This window comes from Mycobacterium sp. 1245801.1, from assembly GCF_001673055.1.
GTDB classification, from domain to species: Bacteria; Actinomycetota; Actinomycetes; order Mycobacteriales; family Mycobacteriaceae; genus Mycobacterium; species Mycobacterium europaeum_A.
Window position 1 is genome coordinate 1 of the sequence record NZ_LZKY01000241.1, and the last position, 18,099, is coordinate 18,099.

General features: G+C 69.9%; 20 protein-coding genes. 6 read left to right on the plus strand and 14 right to left on the minus strand.

All coding sequences use genetic code 11. The annotated features are described in order from the left end of the window. Nucleotides 1–430 (plus strand): flavodoxin family protein (locus A5622_RS15380; RefSeq protein ID WP_066879631.1); only part of this gene is annotated, 430 nt, incomplete at its 5' end. Between the two features lie 30 nt (nucleotides 431–460). On the opposite strand, the gene A5622_RS15385 is transcribed toward A5622_RS15380, so the two are convergent. The 3 genes from A5622_RS15385 to A5622_RS15395 are packed head-to-tail and all read right to left on the minus strand — an operon-like array spanning nucleotide 461 to nucleotide 2,197. Next, nucleotides 461–667 (minus strand): DUF3046 domain-containing protein, encoded by a 207-nt coding sequence (locus A5622_RS15385; RefSeq protein ID WP_067023057.1) that lies wholly within the window; start codon nucleotides 665–667, stop codon nucleotides 461–463. Nucleotides 668–708: 41 nt separating this feature from the next. Further along, the gene (locus A5622_RS15390; RefSeq protein WP_066879634.1) at nucleotides 709–981 is read right to left on the minus strand and encodes a hypothetical protein; all 273 of its coding nucleotides are present in this window, start codon (nucleotides 979–981) and stop codon (nucleotides 709–711) included. Nucleotides 982–1,030: 49 nt separating this feature from the next. After that, the gene (locus tag A5622_RS15395) at nucleotides 1,031–2,197 is read right to left on the minus strand and encodes a glycosyltransferase (protein ID WP_066879636.1); all 1,167 of its coding nucleotides are present in this window, start codon (nucleotides 2,195–2,197) and stop codon (nucleotides 1,031–1,033) included. 50 nt (nucleotides 2,198–2,247) lie between these two features. Between A5622_RS15395 and A5622_RS15400 the strand changes: the two genes are divergently transcribed. Beyond that, nucleotides 2,248–2,679, plus strand: coding sequence for a limonene-1,2-epoxide hydrolase (locus A5622_RS15400; protein ID WP_066860787.1), 432 nt, complete (start codon nucleotides 2,248–2,250; stop codon nucleotides 2,677–2,679). Between the two features lie 16 nt (nucleotides 2,680–2,695). Here the strand turns inward: A5622_RS15400 and A5622_RS15405 are convergent, their stop codons facing one another. The 4 genes from A5622_RS15405 to pgsA form a co-directional block, all read right to left on the minus strand. After that, nucleotides 2,696–3,505: a hypothetical protein gene (locus A5622_RS15405; protein WP_066879639.1), complete on the minus strand. Its 810-nt coding sequence runs from the start codon at nucleotides 3,503–3,505 to the stop codon at nucleotides 2,696–2,698. Nucleotides 3,506–3,515: 10 nt separating this feature from the next. Continuing rightward, a complete protein-coding gene (gene pspA, locus A5622_RS15410; protein WP_066860793.1) occupies nucleotides 3,516–4,334 on the minus strand; it encodes a phage shock protein PspA in 819 nt (272 codons plus the stop codon). Between the two features lie 123 nt (nucleotides 4,335–4,457). Beyond that, complete coding sequence (gene clgR, locus A5622_RS15415; protein ID WP_066860796.1) at nucleotides 4,458–4,784, minus strand: transcriptional regulator ClgR; 327 nt, start codon at nucleotides 4,782–4,784, stop codon at nucleotides 4,458–4,460. Between the two features lie 108 nt (nucleotides 4,785–4,892). Beyond that, nucleotides 4,893–5,501, minus strand: a complete 609-nt coding sequence (gene pgsA, locus A5622_RS15420) for a CDP-diacylglycerol--glycerol-3-phosphate 3-phosphatidyltransferase (RefSeq protein ID WP_066860946.1) — start codon at nucleotides 5,499–5,501, stop codon at nucleotides 4,893–4,895. A gap of 38 nt (nucleotides 5,502–5,539) precedes the next feature. Between pgsA and A5622_RS15425 the strand changes: the two genes are divergently transcribed. Continuing rightward, complete coding sequence (locus A5622_RS15425; protein ID WP_066860799.1) at nucleotides 5,540–6,073, plus strand: amino-acid N-acetyltransferase; 534 nt, start codon at nucleotides 5,540–5,542, stop codon at nucleotides 6,071–6,073. 51 nt (nucleotides 6,074–6,124) lie between these two features. Here the strand turns inward: A5622_RS15425 and A5622_RS15430 are convergent, their stop codons facing one another. Beyond that, entirely contained in the window at nucleotides 6,125–8,809 is a 2,685-nt protein-coding gene (locus A5622_RS15430) for a DNA translocase FtsK (protein WP_156752971.1), read from the minus strand. Nucleotides 8,810–8,811: 2 nt separating this feature from the next. On the opposite strand from A5622_RS15430, the gene A5622_RS15435 reads away from it, so the two are divergent. From A5622_RS15435 to A5622_RS15445, 3 genes are read left to right on the plus strand one after another with little or no spacing between them, the layout of a single operon-like run. Beyond that, complete coding sequence (locus A5622_RS15435; protein ID WP_066860802.1) at nucleotides 8,812–9,126, plus strand: putative quinol monooxygenase; 315 nt, start codon at nucleotides 8,812–8,814, stop codon at nucleotides 9,124–9,126. Beyond that, complete coding sequence (locus A5622_RS15440) at nucleotides 9,126–9,956, plus strand: mycofactocin-coupled SDR family oxidoreductase (RefSeq protein ID WP_066879642.1); 831 nt, start codon at nucleotides 9,126–9,128, stop codon at nucleotides 9,954–9,956. Before A5622_RS15435 ends, A5622_RS15440 begins: the two co-directional genes overlap by 1 nt. 5 nt (nucleotides 9,957–9,961) lie before the next feature. Then, nucleotides 9,962–10,834 (plus strand): SAM-dependent methyltransferase, encoded by an 873-nt coding sequence (locus A5622_RS15445; protein WP_082994603.1) that lies wholly within the window; start codon nucleotides 9,962–9,964, stop codon nucleotides 10,832–10,834. Nucleotides 10,835–10,924: 90 nt separating this feature from the next. Here the strand turns inward: A5622_RS15445 and A5622_RS15450 are convergent, their stop codons facing one another. The 6 genes from A5622_RS15450 to A5622_RS15475 form a co-directional block, all read right to left on the minus strand. Further along, nucleotides 10,925–12,601: a ribonuclease J gene (locus tag A5622_RS15450; RefSeq protein ID WP_066879645.1), complete on the minus strand. Its 1,677-nt coding sequence runs from the start codon at nucleotides 12,599–12,601 to the stop codon at nucleotides 10,925–10,927. Between the two features lie 19 nt (nucleotides 12,602–12,620). Then, on the minus strand, nucleotides 12,621–13,523 hold the full coding sequence (gene dapA / locus A5622_RS15455; RefSeq protein ID WP_066879648.1) for a 4-hydroxy-tetrahydrodipicolinate synthase: 903 nt from the start codon (nucleotides 13,521–13,523) through the stop codon (nucleotides 12,621–12,623). Between the two features lie 70 nt (nucleotides 13,524–13,593). Beyond that, nucleotides 13,594–14,346 carry an FAD-dependent thymidylate synthase gene (gene thyX / locus A5622_RS15460; protein ID WP_066879724.1) on the minus strand — a complete coding sequence of 251 codons (753 nt, stop codon included), beginning with the start codon at nucleotides 14,344–14,346 and terminating at the stop codon, nucleotides 13,594–13,596. A gap of 5 nt (nucleotides 14,347–14,351) precedes the next feature. Beyond that, nucleotides 14,352–15,443, minus strand: coding sequence for a restriction endonuclease subunit S (locus A5622_RS15465; RefSeq protein ID WP_066860814.1), 1,092 nt, complete (start codon nucleotides 15,441–15,443; stop codon nucleotides 14,352–14,354). Next, nucleotides 15,440–16,846 (minus strand): type I restriction-modification system subunit M, encoded by a 1,407-nt coding sequence (locus A5622_RS15470; protein ID WP_066879651.1) that lies wholly within the window; start codon nucleotides 16,844–16,846, stop codon nucleotides 15,440–15,442. The genes A5622_RS15465 and A5622_RS15470 overlap by 4 nt, the downstream gene beginning before the upstream one ends. Continuing rightward, nucleotides 16,846–18,069: a winged helix-turn-helix domain-containing protein gene (locus tag A5622_RS15475; protein WP_066879654.1), complete on the minus strand. Its 1,224-nt coding sequence runs from the start codon at nucleotides 18,067–18,069 to the stop codon at nucleotides 16,846–16,848. The genes A5622_RS15470 and A5622_RS15475 overlap by 1 nt, the downstream gene beginning before the upstream one ends. Nucleotides 18,070–18,099: the final 30 nt, after the last annotated feature.

Below are 18,099 nucleotides of genomic sequence, written 5' to 3' on the forward strand. Positions count from 1 at the left end.
CGACGAGTGGCCGGCGCTGCTGGACAAGATCAAATCGGCGGACATCGTCATCGTGTCGACGCCCACCTGGGTCGGCCACATGTCCAGCGTCGCCCAGCGCGTCCTGGAGCGCCTCGATGCCGAGCTGTCCGACACCGACGACGCGGGCCGACCGGCGATGGTGGGCAAGGTGGCGCTGGCCGCGGTCGTGGGCAACGAGGACGGGGCGCACAAGATCGTGGCCGACCTGTTTCAGGCGCTCAACGACATCGGGTTCTCGATCGCCGCGCAGGGCTGCACCTACTGGAACGGCGAGGCGATGCAGGGCACCGACTACACCGACCTCGACGGCGTCCCCGAGCCGGTCGCGTCGGCCACCGGAAATGCGGCGCGCAACGCCGTGCACCTGGCCACCGTGCTGCGGCAGAACGGCTACCCGGCCTACGAATAACTACGAATAACTACGAATAGCGCGCGGCGATCACCACTGTTCGCGCGGCACGTCGAAGTCGACGCACAACGCCCGCCACACGTCGCGCGGCTCGATGCCGGCCTCGATGGCCTGGGCGGCGGTGCGCCCGCCGAAGCCGCTCAGCACGTGATCCACCAGGACCGAAGACCCGTACGTGGTGCCGAAGCGCAGCACCACCCGCTCGTGAAACTCCGTTAGCCGCACGCCAGTCAACATACCCAGCGCACATGGATCGGACACCTGAGCGGGCGGCCCGCCTACCTCCAGCTGGCCGGCAGATCGACGATGTGATTCGGGCAGTCCTCCTGGACCGCAATCGACATGATGTCGCGCGCGCGTTGGGCCGACATGGTGGCCCGCAATTGCATGAAGGTGTATTCGGCCGGAGCGAGTCCCTGTTGCGCGGCGGCCGGATCGTCCAGCAACTGGCAGGCCTGCTGTTCCTCGGGACTGTCGGCGTGCGCGACGGCGGCGCCGCCCAGCGAGCCGGCCAGCAGGGTGCCGGCGGCGATTGTCGTGATGATCCTCATCGAGTGCCTCCCGCCGAAGCATAGGGCCACCGGCCCGGGGCGCCGCGGTTCATCCGGCCACCGCAAGCGCGTCGCGGCACACCCGGACCGGATCGGCGACGTCGGCGATGCCGGCGGCCGCGGCCTGCGCCGCGGCCCGGTAGCGGGGCGACGACAGCACCTCGTTGACCGCGGCCACCAACGCGTCGGCGGTCAGCGGGCGGATCAGCCGCGCGCTGCCCTGGCGCAGCACCCGGTTGGCGATCTCCCACTGGTCGCCGCCGCCGGGCACCACCACCAGCGGCACGCCGGCCAGCAGCGTCTTGGCCACCATGCCGTGGCCGCCGCCGCAGATCACCAGGTCGGCGTGCGCGAGCAGCTCGTCCTGACGCCCCAGCCCGACCGCCGCCCACGGCGGCACCGCGAGCTCCGGTCCGTCCAGCCGCGACACCAGCAGGCGCGAGCCCGCCGGCATCGTCTCCCCCGGCGTCAAGCACTCCAACGCGACTTCGGCCAGGCCTTCCGTCCCGATCAGTGCGGTCGACGGCGCGATGACCACCACCGGCCCGGAGCCGGCCGGAACCTCGAGGACGCGGTCGGTCGGTTCGAAGTGCAACGGCCCGACCAGGACGGCCTCGGCCGGCCAGTCCGGGCGGGGGACCTCCAGCGCGGGCAGCGTCGCGATCAGCCGCCGCAGCGGCCCGGGATCGCGGGCCGGCAGGCCGATCTCGACGCGGGAAGCCGACCGTTGCCGCAGCCCGGCCCGCCAGGACCGCGCCGTCAGCGCGCGCATGGTGGCGTCGCGCAGCCGGCCCCGGATGCCGGTGCCCGGCGCCAGCCCACTGCCTATCGGCGGCAGGCCTTTCGACGGCAGGTACAGCGGGTGCGGGTTGAGCTCGATCCACGGGATGCCGAGCAGTTCGGCGGCCATGCCGCCGCCGGCGGTGATGACGTCGGACACCACCAGGTCGGGCGCGAGTTCGCGCAGCGCGGGCACGTTGAGTACCGCCATCCGCGCGGCGCGCCGGTGAATCCTGGCGCCGGCGTCGACTTCGTCGTCGGTGGCGGCCAGCCCGTCCAGCGCGACGGCGTCGATGCCGGCGCCGCGGGCGGCGTCGAGCCATTCGGCGCCGGTGAAGATCGTGGGTTCGTCACCGGCTTCGGCGAAGCGTTGGCACAGCGCAATCGCCGGGAACGAATGCCCGGGATCCGGCCCGGCGACCACGGCGACGCGCATCGTGCTCACCCTGCCATAGCGCCCCGCGGCCACGCGCCTACGCTGACAAGATGACCGAGCTGACTGGGACAACCGTTGCGAACACCCGTACGGTCGAAGGCTTCCTGAACGCGCTGCAGGAGGCGGATTACGACGCCGCGGGCGCCGCGCTGGCCGACGACCTCGTCTACGAGAACGTCGGCCTGCCCACCATCCATGGCCGGGCCAGGGCCATCAAACTGTTTCGCCAGATGGAGGGCCGCGCGGCCTTCGAGGTGAAGATCCACCGCATCGCGGCCGACGGCGGCGCGGTGCTGACCGAACGCACCGACGCGCTGATCTTCGGCCCGCTGCGTCTGCAGTTCTGGGTGTGCGGCGTGTTCGAGGTCCAGAACGGGCGAATCACGTTGTGGCGGGATTACTTTGACTTCTTCGACATGCTCAAGGCCACCGCGCGCGGCCTGGCGGCGCTGTTGGTGCCGTCGCTGAAAGCGACGTTCTGACAACGCTTCTCGGCGACTAGCCGGTTCCCCGCAGCCCGCCGAGTTCGTCGAAGGCCTGCGCCCAACCGAGCAGCCGGTCCGTCGCCCCGGCCAGCTCCGCGCGGTAGTGCTGCGACGCGGCCGATCCGTCGCCGTTCGCCGAGGACACCAATTGCGCTGCCGCGGTGACCATTTCGTTGTATTGGCGAACGCCCGCAGACAGCTGGGCGGTGAACGCGTTGATGGTGGGCACCAGATACGTCCGCGATTCCGCGCTGGCTTCGGCCGCCCGCTCCATCGACACCACCTGCGCGGCGGTGGACGCCATGGCGGCCGAGGTTCTGGTGGCGGCGGCGGTCAGGTCGCGGATCTCGGCGGCCGGCAACATCGCGCCCCGCTCGATCACCGCCACCAGGGAGGAAAATCCACGCTCGGAGGCGCCCAGCGCGTACATCGCCGGGCGCGCCGCCGAACCCGGCGGCGGCAGCCGGCGCCCGGTGGTGGCCCGCGGCACCGGCAGCGGCTCGGAGCGCAGCCAGCGATAGCGAAGCAGCAACAGCGTCGCCGGGATCGCCATGAACACCGCGACGCCGCCGGTGATTTCGAGCAGCAGCGCGAACCAGCCCCAGGCCGCCAGCAGCATCGTCACCGCCGCCCAGAACACACAGCCCGCGCTGAAGATCAGGCCCCAGCGCAGCGCGCGACGACGGCGCCGCAACTGGCGTGCGCGCGGGTCCGCGGCCGCGCTGAGCTTGCGGGCCACCAGGTCGGACAGGTCGGCGGCGGTGGCCAGTCCGCGGTGCAGGAACGCGCGCCACGGACCGGGCCGCGACGCCTTCACCGCCATGACGCTTCGGCTACTGGCCAAGTGGCTTCTCGGTCACCGAGCCGCCAGCGCTCTCCGCGGGCGCGGGCGTCGTCCCCGCGGCCGGCGTCCCGCCGGTCGGCAGGGCCTCCCCGCGCATCGAGGCGCGAATCTGCTCGAGCCGGGAATGACCGGCCATCTGCACCCCGGCCTGCTCGACCTCGAGCATCCGGCCCTGCACCGACCCCTGCGCGAGCTCGGCGGCCCCGATCGCGTTGGCGTACCGTCGCTCGATCTTGTCGCGCACCTCGTCGAGGCTGGGCACGTTGCCGGGGGCGGCGAGATCGCTCATCGACTGCAGCGAGGCGCTCACCTGCTCCTGCATCTTGGCCTGCTCGAGCTGGCTCAGCAGCTTGGTGCGCTCGGCGATCTTCTGCTGCAGCACCATGGCGTTCTGCTCGACGGCCTTCTTGGCCTGCGCGGCCGCGCCCAGCGCCTGGTCGTGCAGCGTCTTGAGGTCTTCGACGCTCTGCTCGGCGGTCACCAGCTGGGCGGCGAACGCCTCGGCGGCGTTGTTGTACTCGGTCGCCTTGGCGGCGTCCCCGGCGGCGGTGGCCTGGTCGGCCAGCGTCAACGCCTGACGCACGTTGACCTGCAGCTTCTCCACGTCCGCCAGCTGACGGTTGAGCCGCATCTCCAGCTGCCGCTGGTTGCCGATGACCTGCGCGGCCTGCTGGGTCAGCGCCTGGTGCGTGCGTTGCGCTTCCTCGATGGCCTGCTGGATCTGCACTTTGGGGTCGGCGTGCTCGTCGATCTTGGCGTTGAACAGCGCCGTGAGGTACTTCCACGCCTTGACGAACGGATTGGCCATGAGTTAGCTCCGCCTTCGCTTCTTGAGGATCCCCGGGTGGGCCTGAGGGCTCTGCGCCTGTCGCTCAATTTAGTGGGTCGGCGCCGATCGCCCCACCCCTTACGCGGGATCGGTGCCCGGCGCTCAGGCCAACGCCAACGAGGCCACCGGTGGGATGACGACCTTGATGCTGGTGCCGCTCGCGCCGTCCGCGGGCGCGCCGACGGCCGTGCGCTCCTCGCTGGCCATCCGCTCGCCGGCGTGGATGAGAACCGACGACAACGGCACGTCCAGCGCGTCGCAGATCGCGTTCAGCAGCTCGCTGGAGGGCTCCTTGCGGCCGCGCTCCACCTCGGACAGGTAGCCGAGGCTCACCCGCGCCGAATCGGAGACCTCGCGCAACGTGCGGCCCTGTGTCGTGCGGGCCTCGCGCAGCACGTCGCCGATGACCTCGCGCACCAATGGCGCCATCCCGCCCTCCTTCGTCCGGTCGGCCCTGCGCGGCACGCACTGCTGCGGCAGGTGCTCACTAGGTGAACGCCGAGAGCGGTGGTCTGGTTCCCGGTCGGGGCCGGAGAATCAACCGGGCGTGCGGCGGACTTCCCGCACCGTCGACACGACGTAGTCGATGCCGGTGATCACCGTCAGCACGATCGCCGCGCCCATCACCACCGCCGCGACCACCCGGAACGGCCCCGGGGTTCCCGTCCAGGGCAGCACGAACAAGCCGATGGCCAGCACCTGCACGACGGTCTTGAGTTTGCCGCCCCAGCTGGCCGGGATGACGCCGCGGCGAATCACGGCCAGCCGCAGCACGGTCACCCCGAATTCGCGCGTCAGGATCAGCACCGTGACCCACCAGGGCAGCTCCCCGAGCATCGAAAGCCCGATCAGCGCCGAGCCCACCAGCGTCTTGTCGGCGATCGGATCGACGAACGCGCCGAATTCGGTCGCCATGCCGTAGTTGCGGGCCAGCAGGCCGTCCAGCCGATCGGTGATGCAGGCGATCGCGAAGATGACGAAAGCGATTACGCGGAAGCCGCTTTCGCGGCCGTCGCCGGCGAACAGGGCGAGCAGGAAGACCGGCACCAGCACCAGCCGCAACAGGGTCAGCGTATTGGCGAGATTGGCGATGTTTGCGCGGCCCGGCGGTCCGGTTAACGGACCCGTCTGCGGCTGCCCCGACACGGCAACAGAATAACGGTTGACCAGCACAGCCGTCCGAGATGTCGATACTGTTAGCCGTGAGCAGAAGTCCAGAGCGTTATCGGCCGCTGGTTCGGCGCGCGCGAACATCCGATGTTCCGGCCATCAAGCACCTGGTCGACACCTACGCCGGAAAGATCCTGCTCGAGAAGAATTTGGTGACGCTGTACGAGGCCGTGCAGGAGTTCTGGGTGGCCGAGCACGAGGGCCGGGTGGTCGGTTGCGGCGCCCTGCACGTGATGTGGTCCGACCTCGGCGAGATCCGCACCGTCGCGGTGGATCCGGCGATGACCGGCCACGGCATCGGCCACGCGATCGTCGACCGGCTGCTCGAGGTCGCTCGCGAGCTGGCCCTGAAGCGGCTGTTCGTGTTGACGTTCGAAACCGAGTTCTTCGCCCGGCACGGGTTCACCGAGATCGAGGGCACGCCCGTGACCGCCGAGGTGTTCGAGGAGATGTGCCGGTCGTATGACATCGGTGTCGCCGAGTTCCTGGACCTCAGCTACGTCAAGCCCAACATCCTCGGCAACTCCCGGATGCTGCTGGTGCTCTAGCTCGATGGCGGCGACCCGCATCGCCCGGCTGCGCCGCCCTCGCGATCGCCGCTACTCGTCCTCGTCGGATCCGTCGGCATCGCTGCCACCGCGGATCAGCGCCAGCGTTCCGGCCAGTTCGTCGGGCTTGATCAGCACCTCACGCGCCTTGGAGCCCTCCGACGGCCCGACGATCCCGCGGGTCTCCATCAGGTCCATCAGCCGGCCGGCCTTGGCGAAGCCGACGCGCAGCTTGCGCTGCAGCATCGACGTCGAACCGAACTGGCTGGATACCACCAGCTCGACTGCCTGCAGGAACACGTCCATGTCGTCGCCGATGTCGGGGTCGACGTCGGTGCGTTCGCCGGTGGGCTTGGCGGCGGTGACGCCCTCGGTGTACTCCGGTTCGGCCTGGTCCTTGCAGGCGGTGACGACGGCGTGGATCTCCTCGTCGGTGATGTAGGCGCCCTGCAGCCGGATCGGCTTGCCCGCGCCCATCGGCAGGAACAGGCCGTCGCCCATGCCGATCAGCTTTTCCGCGCCGGCCTGGTCCAGGATGACGCGGCTGTCGGTCAGCGACGACGTGGCGAACGCCAGCCGCGACGGCACGTTGGTCTTGATCAGCCCGGTGACCACGTCCACCGACGGCCGCTGGGTGGCCAGCACCAGGTGAATGCCGGCGGCGCGGGCCTTCTGGGTGATCCGCACGATGGCGTCCTCGACGTCGCGGGGGGCGGTCATCATCAGGTCGGCCAGCTCGTCGACGATCGCCACCACATACGGGTAGGGCCGGTACTCGCGCTGACTGCCCAGTGGCGCGGTGATGGCGCCGGAGCGCACCTTCTCGTTGAAGTCGTCGATGTGGCGCACCCGGGAGGCCTGCATGTCCTGGTAGCGCTGCTCCATCTCCTCGACCAGCCACGCCAGCGCGGCCGCCGCCTTCTTGGGCTGGGTGATGATCGGGGTGATCAGGTGCGGAATGCCTTCGTAAGGCGTAAGTTCCACCATCTTCGGGTCGATCAGGATCATCCTGACCTCCTCGGGGGTGGCCCGCGCCAGCAGCGAGATCAGCATCGAGTTGACGAAGCTGGACTTACCGGATCCCGTGGAACCGGCGACCAGCAGGTGCGGCATCTTGGCCAGGTTGGCCGAGATGAAGTCGCCCTCGATGTCCTTGCCCAGCCCGATCACCAGCGGGTGGTGGTCGCGCCGGGTCGACGGCGCGGTGAGCACGTCGGCCAGCCGCACCATCTCTCGGTCGGTGTTGGGCACCTCGATGCCGACCGCGGACTTGCCCGGGATCGGGGCCAGCATGCGCACGCTCTCGGTGGCCACCGCATAGGCGATGTTCTTCTGCAGCGCGGTGATCTTCTCGACCTTCACGCCCGGCCCCAGCTCGACCTCGTAGCGGGTGACGGTCGGCCCGCGGGTGCAGCCGGTGACGGCGGCGTCCACCTTGAACTGGGTCAGCACCTCGGTGATGGCGTCGGCCATGACGTTGTTGGCGGCGCTGCGCTTCTTGGGTGGGTCCCCCGCGACCAGCAGGTTCAGCGAGGGCAGCGTGTAGGGGCCCTCGACGACCCGGTCCAGCTCGACGGTGTCGTGCTTGTCCGCCGACCGCCCGCGCTTGCGGCCCCGCGACGTGGGCTGGACGGCGGGCTCGGGCACGGTGGGAATGTCGTCCTGCAGCGCGGCCTGGGCGTCGTCGTCGGGTGACCAGGCCGGCGGCGGCGCCTCGTCGGGGACGGCAGGCGCCTCGTCGTGGTAGTCGTCGCGGTCCGCCGCGGCAGCGTCCTCAAAGTCGTCGAACTCGTCGGCGTAGTCGTACGGCTCGTCGTCGTAGCCCTCGTCGACGAACCGGGTGTGGAACAGGTTGCGCATCACCACGGGCACCTCGCGGATCGTGGTGCCGGTCAGCAGCAACAGGCCGAACATGAAGCCGATGAACAGCAGCGGCGCCGCGATCCACGGGGTGAGCCCGTCCGAGAGCGGCCCGCCGATGGCGAAGCCGATGAAACCGGCCGCGCGGCGGCGCGCCTCGGGGTCGCCCGGCGAACCGGACCACAGGTGGCGCAACCCGAGCACCGACAGGGTGATCAGGCTGGCGCCCAGGATCAGCCGGGGCCGCACGTCGGGGTTCGGCTCGGTGCGCATCAGCGTCACCGCCACCGCGGCGGTGACGACCGGCAGCGCGAGCACACCCGCGCCGATGAAGGTCCGCAGCGCCGTGTCGACCCACGTCCCGACCGGCCCGGCGGCGTGGAACCACGAACTGGCGGCGACCACCACCGAAAAGCCCAGCAGCAGCAGCGCGATGCCATCGCGGCGATGCCCCGGGTCGATGTCGTGGGCGCGCCCGATCGACCGGGCCGCGCCGCCCGTTCCCCGCGCGGCCATCATCCAGATGGCGCGCATGGCGCGACCGCAGGTCAGCCCGGCGGAAACCAGCGGGGCCTGGTTACGCCGCCTGGCGGGCTTGCCGGACTTCTTGCGGGGCGCCGCCGGGCGCGCTCCCCGGGACCGGCTGGGCCGCGATGTGGCCTTTGACCTGCTCGTTCGGCTTCCGGAGCGGGCGGCGGTCTTACTGGGCATGCCGGCAAGCGTAGTCGCAACGGCATCATCTACACCACCCGCCACACTGGTAACGGCCCGGCTTGTCCGGCATGGCCCGAATCGGCCCTCACATCGCGTGAGTAGGGTGACATCCGGTTGCGAGAAGTCGTGCTCGTCACCCACCCGGAGCGCCCAGGAGGCCATCAATGCCCGTCGTCGTCGTCGCCACCTTGACCGTCAAACCCGAGTCGGTCGACACCGTTCGCGACATCCTCAAAACCGCGGCCGTGGAGGTGCACGAGGAGCCGGGCTGCCAGCTGTATGCCGTGCACGAATCGGGCGAGACCTTCGTCTTCGTCGAGCAGTGGGCCGACGCCGAGGCGCTCAAGGCGCACAGCACCGCACCGGCGGTCACCAAGATGTTCACCGCGGCTGGCGAGCACCTGGACGGGGCGCCCGACATCAAGATGCTGCAGCCGGTCCCGGCGGGCGATCCGGCCAAAGGACAGTTGCGGCCCTGATGGCCAGGTCGTCCGAAGGGCCCCTGACGGGCAAGGTCGCCTTCATCACCGGCGCGGCGCGCGGGCAGGGCCGCGCGCACGCGGTGCGGCTGGCCGCCGACGGCGCGGACATCATCGCCGTCGACCTGTGCGACCAGATCGCCAGCGTGCCCTACGCCCTGGCCACGCCCGAAGACCTGGCGGCCACCGTGAAGCTGGTGGAAGACACCGGCTCCCGGATCGTGGCCTCTCGTGGCGACGTCCGCGACCGCGAATCGCTGTCGGCGGCACTGCAGGCCGGCCTGGACGAGTTCGGCCGGCTGGACATCGTGGTGGCCAACGCCGGCATCGCCCCCATGCAGTCCGGTGACGACGGCTGGCACGACGTCATCAACGTCAACCTGACCGGCGTCTACCACACCATCAAGGTCGCGATACCCACGATGGTCAAGCAGGGCACCGGCGGGTCGATCGTGCTGATCAGCTCGAGCGCGGGGCTGGCCGGGGTCGGCAGCCCCGATGCCGGTTCCGTCGGCTATGCCGCCGCCAAGCACGGGGTGGTCGGGCTGATGCGGGTCTATGCGAATCTGCTTGCTGGACAGATGATTCGGGTCAACTCGATCCATCCGTCCGGGGTCGAGACGCCGATGATCAACAACGAGTTCACCCGCGAGTGGCTGGCGAAGATGGCCGCCGCGACCGACACGCCGGGCGCCATGGGCAACGCCATGCCGGTGGAGGTGCTCGACGTCGAGGACGTCGCCAACGCGGTGGCGTGGCTGGTGTCCGACCAAGCTCGCTACATCACCGGCGTGACCCTGCCCGTCGACGCGGGATTCCTGAACAAGTAGCCGCCATGGCCCGAAACCTGGTTGCGCAGACGGCATTTGGTCCGATGGTGCTGGCCGCCGTCGAGCAGAACGAGGCGCCCGGCCGCCGCCTGGTCGACGACGACTTCGCGGAGCTGTTCTTGCCCGCCCCGCTGCGGTGGCTGGTCGGAGCCACCCGGTTCGCCCCGGTGCGCCGGGCGCTGATCCGCGGCTCGGAGTTCACCGGTCCGGGCTTGTGGGCAAACCTGGCCTGCCGCAAGCGTTTTATCGCCGACAAGCTCAAGGAGTCGCTCGACGACATCAACGCCGTCGTCATCCTCGGCGCGGGCCTGGACACCCGCGCCTACCTGCTGACGCGGCGGGTCCGCATCCCGGTGTTCGAGGTCGATCTGCCGGTGAACGTCGCGCGCAAGTTCAAGACGGTCCGCCGGGTGCTCGGCGAGCTGCCGCTGTCGGTTCGGTTGGTGGCGTTGAACCTCGAGCATGACGACCTGCTCACCGCGCTGGCCGAGCACGGTTATCGCACCGATTACCGGGTGTTCTTCATCTGCGAGGGCGTCACCCAGTACCTCACCGAGGCGACCGTGCGGCGCACCCTGGACGGGCTGCGAGCGACCGCGCCCGGCAGCCGGTTGGTGTTCACCTATGTGCGTAGGGATTTCATCGACGGCACCAACCGGTATGGCACCCGCACCCTGTACCGCACCGTGCGCCAGCGGCGGCAACTGTGGCATTTCGGTCTGCAGCCCGACGAGGTGGCCGCGTTCCTCGGCGAATACGGCTGGCAGCTGGTGGAGCAGGCCGGTCCCGACGAGCTCGTACAGCGCTACGTCGAGCCCACCGGCCGCAAACTCAAGGCCTCGCAACTGGAGTGGTCGGCCTACGCCGAGAAGATCTGAGTGCAGCGATCCTCCGCGACACTTAAACATCTGCGATGACACGCCGGTCATCACCGCAATGAGTTAAGTTTCGCGGCCCAGACGCCGAGTTCAGACCTCGATGACGGTCGGCACGATCATCGGCTGGCGGCGGTAGGTCTCGCCCACCCACTTGCCGACGGTGCGCCGCACGCCCTGAGCGATGCGGCCCGGATCGGTGATGTTCTCGGCCGCAAGCGCTTCCAGTTCGGCCTCGACCCGGCGCACGGCGGGTTCGAGCGCCTTGGGGTCCTCGGAGAATCCGCGCGATTGCAGGTGCGGCGGGGCGACCGGGCGACCGGTGCCGCGGGTGACGATGACGGTCACCGCCACGAAGCCCGACGACAGGATGAGCCGCTCGCCCAGGGTGATGTCGCCGACGTCGCCGTTGATCAGGCCGTCGACGAACATCTTGCCCACCGGCACCGCGCCGGCGATGGAGGCCTTGCCCGCCACCAGGTCGACGCTCACGCCGTTCTCGGCCAGCAGGATCGACTCCTCCGGCACGCCGGTGCGGGCCGCGAGTTTGGAGTTGGCGCGCAGCATGCGCCAGGTCCCGTGCACGGGCATGACGTGGCGCGGCCGAATCCCGTTGTACAGGAACAACAATTCCCCGGCGTAGGCGTGCCCCGAAACATGCACGCGCGCTTGGGCATTGGTGACGACGCGGGCACCGATCTTGGCGAGCTCGTCGATGACGCCGTAGACCGCCTCCTCGTTGCCCGGGATCAGCGACGACGCCAGCACCACCAGGTCACCGGCGGTCAGGGTGATGCTGCGGTGCTCGCCGCGCGACATCCGCGACAACGCCGACATCGGTTCGCCCTGCGTGCCGGTGGTGATCAGCACCACCTGCTCGGGCGGCATCATCTCGGCGGCGCCGATGTCGATCACGTCCGAGTCGGCCACCCGCAGGAACCCGAGTTCGCGGGCGATGCCCATGTTGCGCACCATGGATCGGCCGACGAACGAGACCCGCCGGCCCAATGCGACTGCGGCGTCGATGATTTGCTGCACGCGGTCGACGTTGGAGGCAAAGCATGCCACGATGACGCGGCCTTCGGCGCCGCGGATCAGCCGGTGCAGCGTCGGGCCCACTTCGCTTTCCGACGGGCCGACGCCCGGGTGCTCGGCATTGGTCGAATCACACAGGAACAGGTCCACCCCTGCGTCACCGAGCCGGGACATGCCGGGCAGGTCGGTGGGGCGGCCGTCCAGGGGAAGCTGGTCGAGCTTGATGTCACCGGTGTGCAGAACCGTTCCGGCACCGGTGTGTACGGCGATCGCCAGCGCGTCGGGGATGGAGTGGTTGACGGCGAAGTACTGGCATTCGAACACGCCGTGACTGCTCTTCTGGCCCTCGGCCACCTCGACGAACACCGGCTTGAGGCGGTGCTCGCGGCATTTCGCCGCGACCAGCGCCAGCGTGAACTTCGAACCGACGACCGGGATGTCGGGGCGCAGCTTGAGCAGGAAGGGAATGCCGCCGATGTGGTCCTCGTGGGCGTGGGTGAGCACCAGCGCCTCGATGTCGTCGAGCCGGTCTTCGATGTGGCGCAGATCCGGCAGGATCAGATCGACCCCGGGCTCGTCGTGGGTGGGGAACATCACCCCGCAGTCGATGATCAGCAGCCGGCCCAGGTGCTCGAAAACCGTCATGTTGCGGCCGATTTCGCTGATGCCGCCAAGAGCGGTGACCCGCAACCCTCCCGTGGCCAAGGGGCCTGGCGGGGCGAGGTCTACATCCACTTCTCGGAAACTCCTCGGGTCACCGCAGCACTGACGCCGCACGCATATCGGCGGCCAACGCCTCGAGTTGTTCTGGCGTGGCGGGCATTTGGGGCAACCGCGGATCGCCGACGTCGATGCCCTGCAGGCGCAGGCCGGCCTTGGACATGGTCACCCCGCCCAGCCGGGCCATCGCGTCGCACAGCGGGGCGACGGTGGCGTTGATCTTGCGGGCGGTGGCGATGTCCCCGGAGCTGAAGGCGGACAACATCTCCCGCAGCTGCCCCGCGGCCACGTGCGAGATCACGCTGATGAAGCCGGTCGCACCCATGGCCAGCCACGGCAGGTTCAGCGCGTCGTCGCCGGAGTAGTAGGCCAGTCCGGTCTCGGCGATGATCTGGCCCCCGCTGTGCAGGTCGGCCTTCGCGTCCTTGATCCCGACGATGTTCGGGTGGGCGGCCAGCGCGCGGATGGTGTCGGGCTGGATCGGTATCACCGAGCGCGGCGGGATGTCGTAGAGCAGCACCGGCAGGTCGGTCGCGTCGGCGACGGTGGTGAAGTGGGCGATCAACCCGCTCTGCGGCGGCTTGGAGTAGTACGGCGTGACCACCAGCAGCCCGTGGGCGCCCTCGGCCGCGCAGGCCTTGGCCAGCCGGACGCTGTGGGCGGTGTCGTAGGTGCCGGCGCCGGCGATGACGCGGGCCCGGTCGCCGACGGCGTCCAGCACGACGCGCAGCAGCTCTCGCTTCTCGTCGTCGGTGGTGGTCGGGGACTCGCCGGTGGTGCCGGAGATCACCAGGCCGTCGCAGCCCGCGTCGATCAGGTGATTGGCCAGCTGGGCGGCCGCGGCGGTGTCGACGGAGCCGTCGGGCCGAAACGGTGTGACCATCGCGGTCAGCACGGTTCCCAGCCGCGCTGGGGCGTCGAATCCGGCGGTGCTCACGGTGTTCAGGTTACCTGGCCCCAGCAAGGTATTTAGCACCCGCGTAGACGCGCCGTCGCGCGACTTCGCGTCAGGCTTCGGTCGCCAGCGGGCTGGTCGCGACCTCCGTGCCGTCGGCCAGGGTGGAGATCTCGAAGTCGGCGAACACCGCGGGCGCCACACCCGAGAGCTGGCGCAGGCATTTGATGGCCAGCCGGCGGATTTCCACGTCGGCGTGCTCGCTGGCGCGCATCGCGATGAAGTGGCGCCACGCCCGGTAGTTGCCGGTCACCACGATGCGGGTCTCGGTTGCGTTGGGCAGCACGGCGCGGGCGGCCTGGCGGGCCTGCTTGCGCCGCAAGACGGCGCTGGGTTGATCGGCGAACTTGGCTTCCAGTTTGGTCAGCAGCTCGGTGTAGGTGGCACGGCTGGCGTCGGCGGCCGCGGCCAGGATCTGCTGCAGTTCCGGGTCGTCCTGCAGTCCCGGGGGCACGACCACGTGCGAGTCCTTCTCGGGGACGTAGCGCTGCGACAGCTGCGAATACGAGAAGTGCCGATGCCGGATCAGCTCGTGGGTGCACGATCGGGAGATGCCGGTGATGTAGAACGACACGCTCGCGTGCTCGAGCACCGAAAAGTGCCCGACGTCGATGATGTGTTTGATGTAGCCGGCGTTGGTCGCGGTCTTGGGGTTGGGCTTCGACCAGCTCTGGTAGCAGGCCCGGCCCGCGAACTCGACCAGCGCGGGACCGCCGTCGGCGTCGGTGTCCCATGGCACGTCCGGGGGCGCCAAGAAGTCGGTCTTGGCGATCAGTTGCACGCGCAGCGGCGCGATCTCGGCCACGGCGCTCACCTTAGCCGGGCGACGATGCGCGCCACGGAGTGGCGCGAGGAGACCCGCACCTTCCCGCAGACCAGCAACGGCAGCAGCGCATCGCGCAAGGCCGACAACCGCGCGCTCTCGGCGCGCCCGGCGTGACACAGCGCACCCAGATCGCTGATCGTCCGCAACGCCGCCGGGCTCAGCAGGCGCACGTCGGGGACCGACACGTCCAGCAGGTCGCCGGGCCGGATCCGTTGATGGCTGCCCGAGGTCCCCGCGGCCCGCCGCTGCAGCCGCAGTGAGACGTCCGGCTGCCGCAGCGCCGACCACAGCGCCGAGGAATCGCAGCCCTGTGGGTGCAGCACCACGAACTCGGTGCTGGCCACCGCCATGTGCGACGGCAGGCTCGGCACGTTCCAGATCCGCGGGATCCTCGGGTTCAGCTTGGCGAACAACACACAGGGCTCCGTCAGGAGCAGCTTGGCGCTGCGCACCGCCGCGGCGTCGACCAGGCGGGGTCTCGCGCCGTCGTCGAACGCCGGAAGGCTGAAGTGGGCGAGGCGCTCGTCGAATTCGCTGACGTGGCAGATCACCGTCGACCGGCTCGCCAAACTGGACAGCCGCACCCGACCCGGCGCCGCTTCGGCGAGGGCGATCATCAGGCGTTCGGCCGCCCCGGTCACCCGGTCGTTGGCGGCGATCTTGTCGTCGAGGGCGCCCAGCACCTCCGCGATCCGACGCCGTTCGCCCGCGGCGACCGTCGGCACCGACACGTCGTTCAGGATCCTCTGGTTGAGCAGGGCCTGCCCCGACCCGGATCGGTGGTCGGCCAGCCGGCAGGTGTGCAGGGCGTAGTACCAATACCGGGTCTCTCGGGGGTCCTTGGCGCGGCACACCAGCGCGTTCTCGGTGACCCAGACATCGGAGTCGCAGTAGCGCAGGCTGCCGCAGTACGACCCGACGCGGCCCAGCACGATCACGGGCCCGCTGGCGTTGTGCTCGGCGGCGTAACCGATCGCGCCGTTGGCCCCATAGATGGGGACCCCTCCGCCGGACGCCCGCCGGGGCGCGCTGCTTCCGCTGCGAAAATCGAGGTGATCGCCCAGGACGGTGTTCACCGCAGCCGCTCCACCTGACGGCGCACCGCTTGGTCCGCGCGCGCCGATTCGTCCAGCGCGGCCAGCAGCTCGCCGGTCAATCGCGCGATCTTGTCGGCGGCCGGCTCGCCGTCATCCGGCACGGCCGGCGCATCCACATAGCGCCCGGGGGTCAGCGGGTAGCCCGCCGCCCTGATGTCGTCCACCGGCACGGACCGACAGAATCCCGGAACATCCTCATACGCAAGGCCTTTGGCGAGGGCCGACGCCGCGCCGGACCACCCGTGGTAGGCATCGGCGATCCGGACGATCTCGTCGCGGGTCAGTGCGCGCTCGGCGCGATCCACCAGCTGGCCCATGCCCCGCGCGTCGACGAACAGCACCTGCCCGGATCGGTGCGCCTTGTCCATGGCGAAGAACCACAGGCACACCGGTATCGCGGTGCTGCGGAACAGTTGCGCGGGCAATGCGACCACACACGACACCAAATCCGCCTCGACGATGCGGGCCCGAATGTCGCCCTCCCCCATGGCGTTCGACGACATCGAACCGTTGGCCATCACCACACCGGCCGTGCCGCCGGGCGCCAGCTTGGACAGGATGTGTTGGATCCAGGCGTAATTCGCGTTGGTGGCGGGCGGAACGCCGAAGCGCCAGCGCGGGTCCTCCTCGTCGCGGGCCCAATCCTTGATGTTGAACGGCGGATTGGCCATCACGTAGTCCATCTGCACGCCGGCGTGCAGGTCGGTGACGAACGTGTCGGCGCACCGGGCGCCCAGATCTGAGCCGTCGATGCCGTGCACGGCGAGGTTCAGTTTCGCCATCCGCCAGGTCTGCTCGACGCTTTCCTGGCCGTAGACGGTGACGTTCGCGGGGTCACCGTCGCGTTCGGCGACGAAGTGCTCGGTCTGCACGAACATCCCGCCCGAGCCGCAGCACGGGTCATACACCCGCCCGCCGGTCGGTTCGAGCACCTCGACGAGCAGCCGCACGACGCTGGGCGGGGTGAAGAATTCGCCGCCCCGCCGCCCTTCCGCGCGCGCGAAATTGCCCAGGAAGTACTCGTAGACCTCGCCCATCAGGTCGCCGGCCCGGCTGTCGCGGTCACCGATCCGGGCGCCGTCGAGCACGGTCACCAGCTCACCGAGGCGACGCCGGTCGAGGTTGCCGTACAGCCGGGGCAGCATCCCGGCCAGCGCCGGTGTCGCCGTCATCACGGCGTCCATCGCCTCATCGGCCAGCCGGCCGATGCCTTCGGAGGTTACGTTGTCCGCCAACACTTTCCAGTGTGAGGCGGAGGCATGCTTCAGGAACACCAGCCCCAGGATCACGTCCTTGTACTGGCCGGCCGACAGGGAGCCGCGCAGCTTCTCGGCCGCCTTCCACAGTGTGGCGTTGAGTTCCCTGGACGTCGACGCCGCCATCAGCCGGCCCGCTTGGCCGCCGCGCGCAGCTCACCGGACAGATCACCGTTCCCGGCGACGCTGAATCCGCCCAGGCCCAGCCACGCCGCCATGGATTGAAGCTCACCGGCCAGCGCCGCGGCGACGCGATCCCTGGGCGCATCCGGTTCCCCGAACGCGCCGAGGACCCGCAGTGTGCCGGCGGCGCGGTCGGCCTTGAGGTCGACGCGCGCCACCAGTCGCCCGTCCATGAGCAGCGGCCACACGTAATAGCCGTACTGCCGCTTGGCGGCCGGCGTGTAAATCTCTATGCGGTAATGGAATTCGAACAGGCGCTCGACGCGCGGACGGAAGAAGATCAGCGGGTCGAACGGACACAGCAGCGCGGTGCCGCGGTCGGTGCGGGGCACCGCGCGGCCCGCCCGCAGATAGGCCGGCGCCGACCAGCCGTCGACGTCGACGGGCTCGAGGTCACCGGTGGCCACCAGCGCGGCGATCGCCGGCTTGACCTGGGCGGCCGACAGCCGGAAGTAGTCGCGGATATCGGCCTCGGTGCCCACGCCCAGCGCGGTGGCGGCCCGCAGCGTGAGCTCGCGGATCGCCTCGTCGTCGTCGACCTCGCGGGCCAGCACGCGGGCCGGCAACACCCGCTCCACCAGGTCGTAGTGGCGGGCGAAGCCCACCCGCGTGGCGGTGGTGAGCACCCCGGCGGAGAACAGGGCCTCGGCCACCCATTTGGTGTCGCTGCGGTTGCCCCACCAGCTTCCTTTGGGCCCACGCGGTCCGGCCTCGAGGTGGGCCTCGATCTGTCCGGCGGTGCTCGGTCCGAGCTCGGCGACGGCGGCGACGATCTTATCGGCGAGTTGCGGGTTGGCCTTGACGATGTGGGTGCCCCAGCGGCCGTGGGAATACTGGCGCATCCGCCAGCGCAACAGCGGCCAGTCCTCGACGGCCATCAGCGCGGCCTCGTGGACCCAGTATTCGGCCAGCAGCCGTGCGGACCGCGGACCCCAGGCGGCGCGGTCGAGCACGTCGCGGTCGTAGGGGCCGAGCCGGCTGAACACCGGGGCGTAATGCGCCCGCACCGCTACCGAGACCGAATCCAGTTGCAGCACTTGGATTCTGGAGATCAGCCGCTTCAGGTGTGCCCGGGTGATCTCACCGCCGGGCCGGGGCTCGGTAAAACCTTGGGCTGCAACGGCTATCCGGCGGGCTTGGTCGGCCGATAGCCTGCGGGTTGGCACGGCGCAGAGAATACCTCTTGGGTGCGACAA

What these genes read in the sequence shown, in the direction of transcription:
- A5622_RS15435 (WP_066860802.1), top strand. Translation starts at nt 8,812, where the DNA reads ATGCCCGTCGTCGTCGTCGCCACCTTGACCGTCAAACCCGAGTCGGTC.
- A5622_RS15400 (WP_066860787.1), top strand. Translation starts at nt 2,248, where the DNA reads ATGACCGAGCTGACTGGGACAACCGTTGCGAACACCCGTACGGTCGAA.
- A5622_RS15440 (WP_066879642.1), top strand. Translation starts at nt 9,126, where the DNA reads ATGGCCAGGTCGTCCGAAGGGCCCCTGACGGGCAAGGTCGCCTTCATC.
- A5622_RS15405 (WP_066879639.1), bottom strand. Translation starts at nt 3,505, where the DNA reads ATGGCGGTGAAGGCGTCGCGGCCCGGTCCGTGGCGCGCGTTCCTGCAC.
- A5622_RS15425 (WP_066860799.1), top strand. Translation starts at nt 5,540, where the DNA reads ATGTCGATACTGTTAGCCGTGAGCAGAAGTCCAGAGCGTTATCGGCCG.
- A5622_RS15395 (WP_066879636.1), bottom strand. Translation starts at nt 2,197, where the DNA reads ATGCGCGTCGCCGTGGTCGCCGGGCCGGATCCCGGGCATTCGTTCCCG.
- A5622_RS15385 (WP_067023057.1), bottom strand. Translation starts at nt 667, where the DNA reads ATGTTGACTGGCGTGCGGCTAACGGAGTTTCACGAGCGGGTGGTGCTG.
- A5622_RS15470 (WP_066879651.1), bottom strand. Translation starts at nt 16,846, where the DNA reads ATGGCGGCGTCGACGTCCAGGGAACTCAACGCCACACTGTGGAAGGCG.
- A5622_RS15390 (WP_066879634.1), bottom strand. Translation starts at nt 981, where the DNA reads ATGAGGATCATCACGACAATCGCCGCCGGCACCCTGCTGGCCGGCTCG.
- A5622_RS15445 (WP_082994603.1), top strand. Translation starts at nt 9,962, where the DNA reads ATGGCCCGAAACCTGGTTGCGCAGACGGCATTTGGTCCGATGGTGCTG.
- clgR (WP_066860796.1), bottom strand. Translation starts at nt 4,784, where the DNA reads ATGGCGCCATTGGTGCGCGAGGTCATCGGCGACGTGCTGCGCGAGGCC.
- A5622_RS15430 (WP_156752971.1), bottom strand. Translation starts at nt 8,809, where the DNA reads ATGGCCTCCTGGGCGCTCCGGGTGGGTGACGAGCACGACTTCTCGCAA.
- pspA (WP_066860793.1), bottom strand. Translation starts at nt 4,334, where the DNA reads ATGGCCAATCCGTTCGTCAAGGCGTGGAAGTACCTCACGGCGCTGTTC.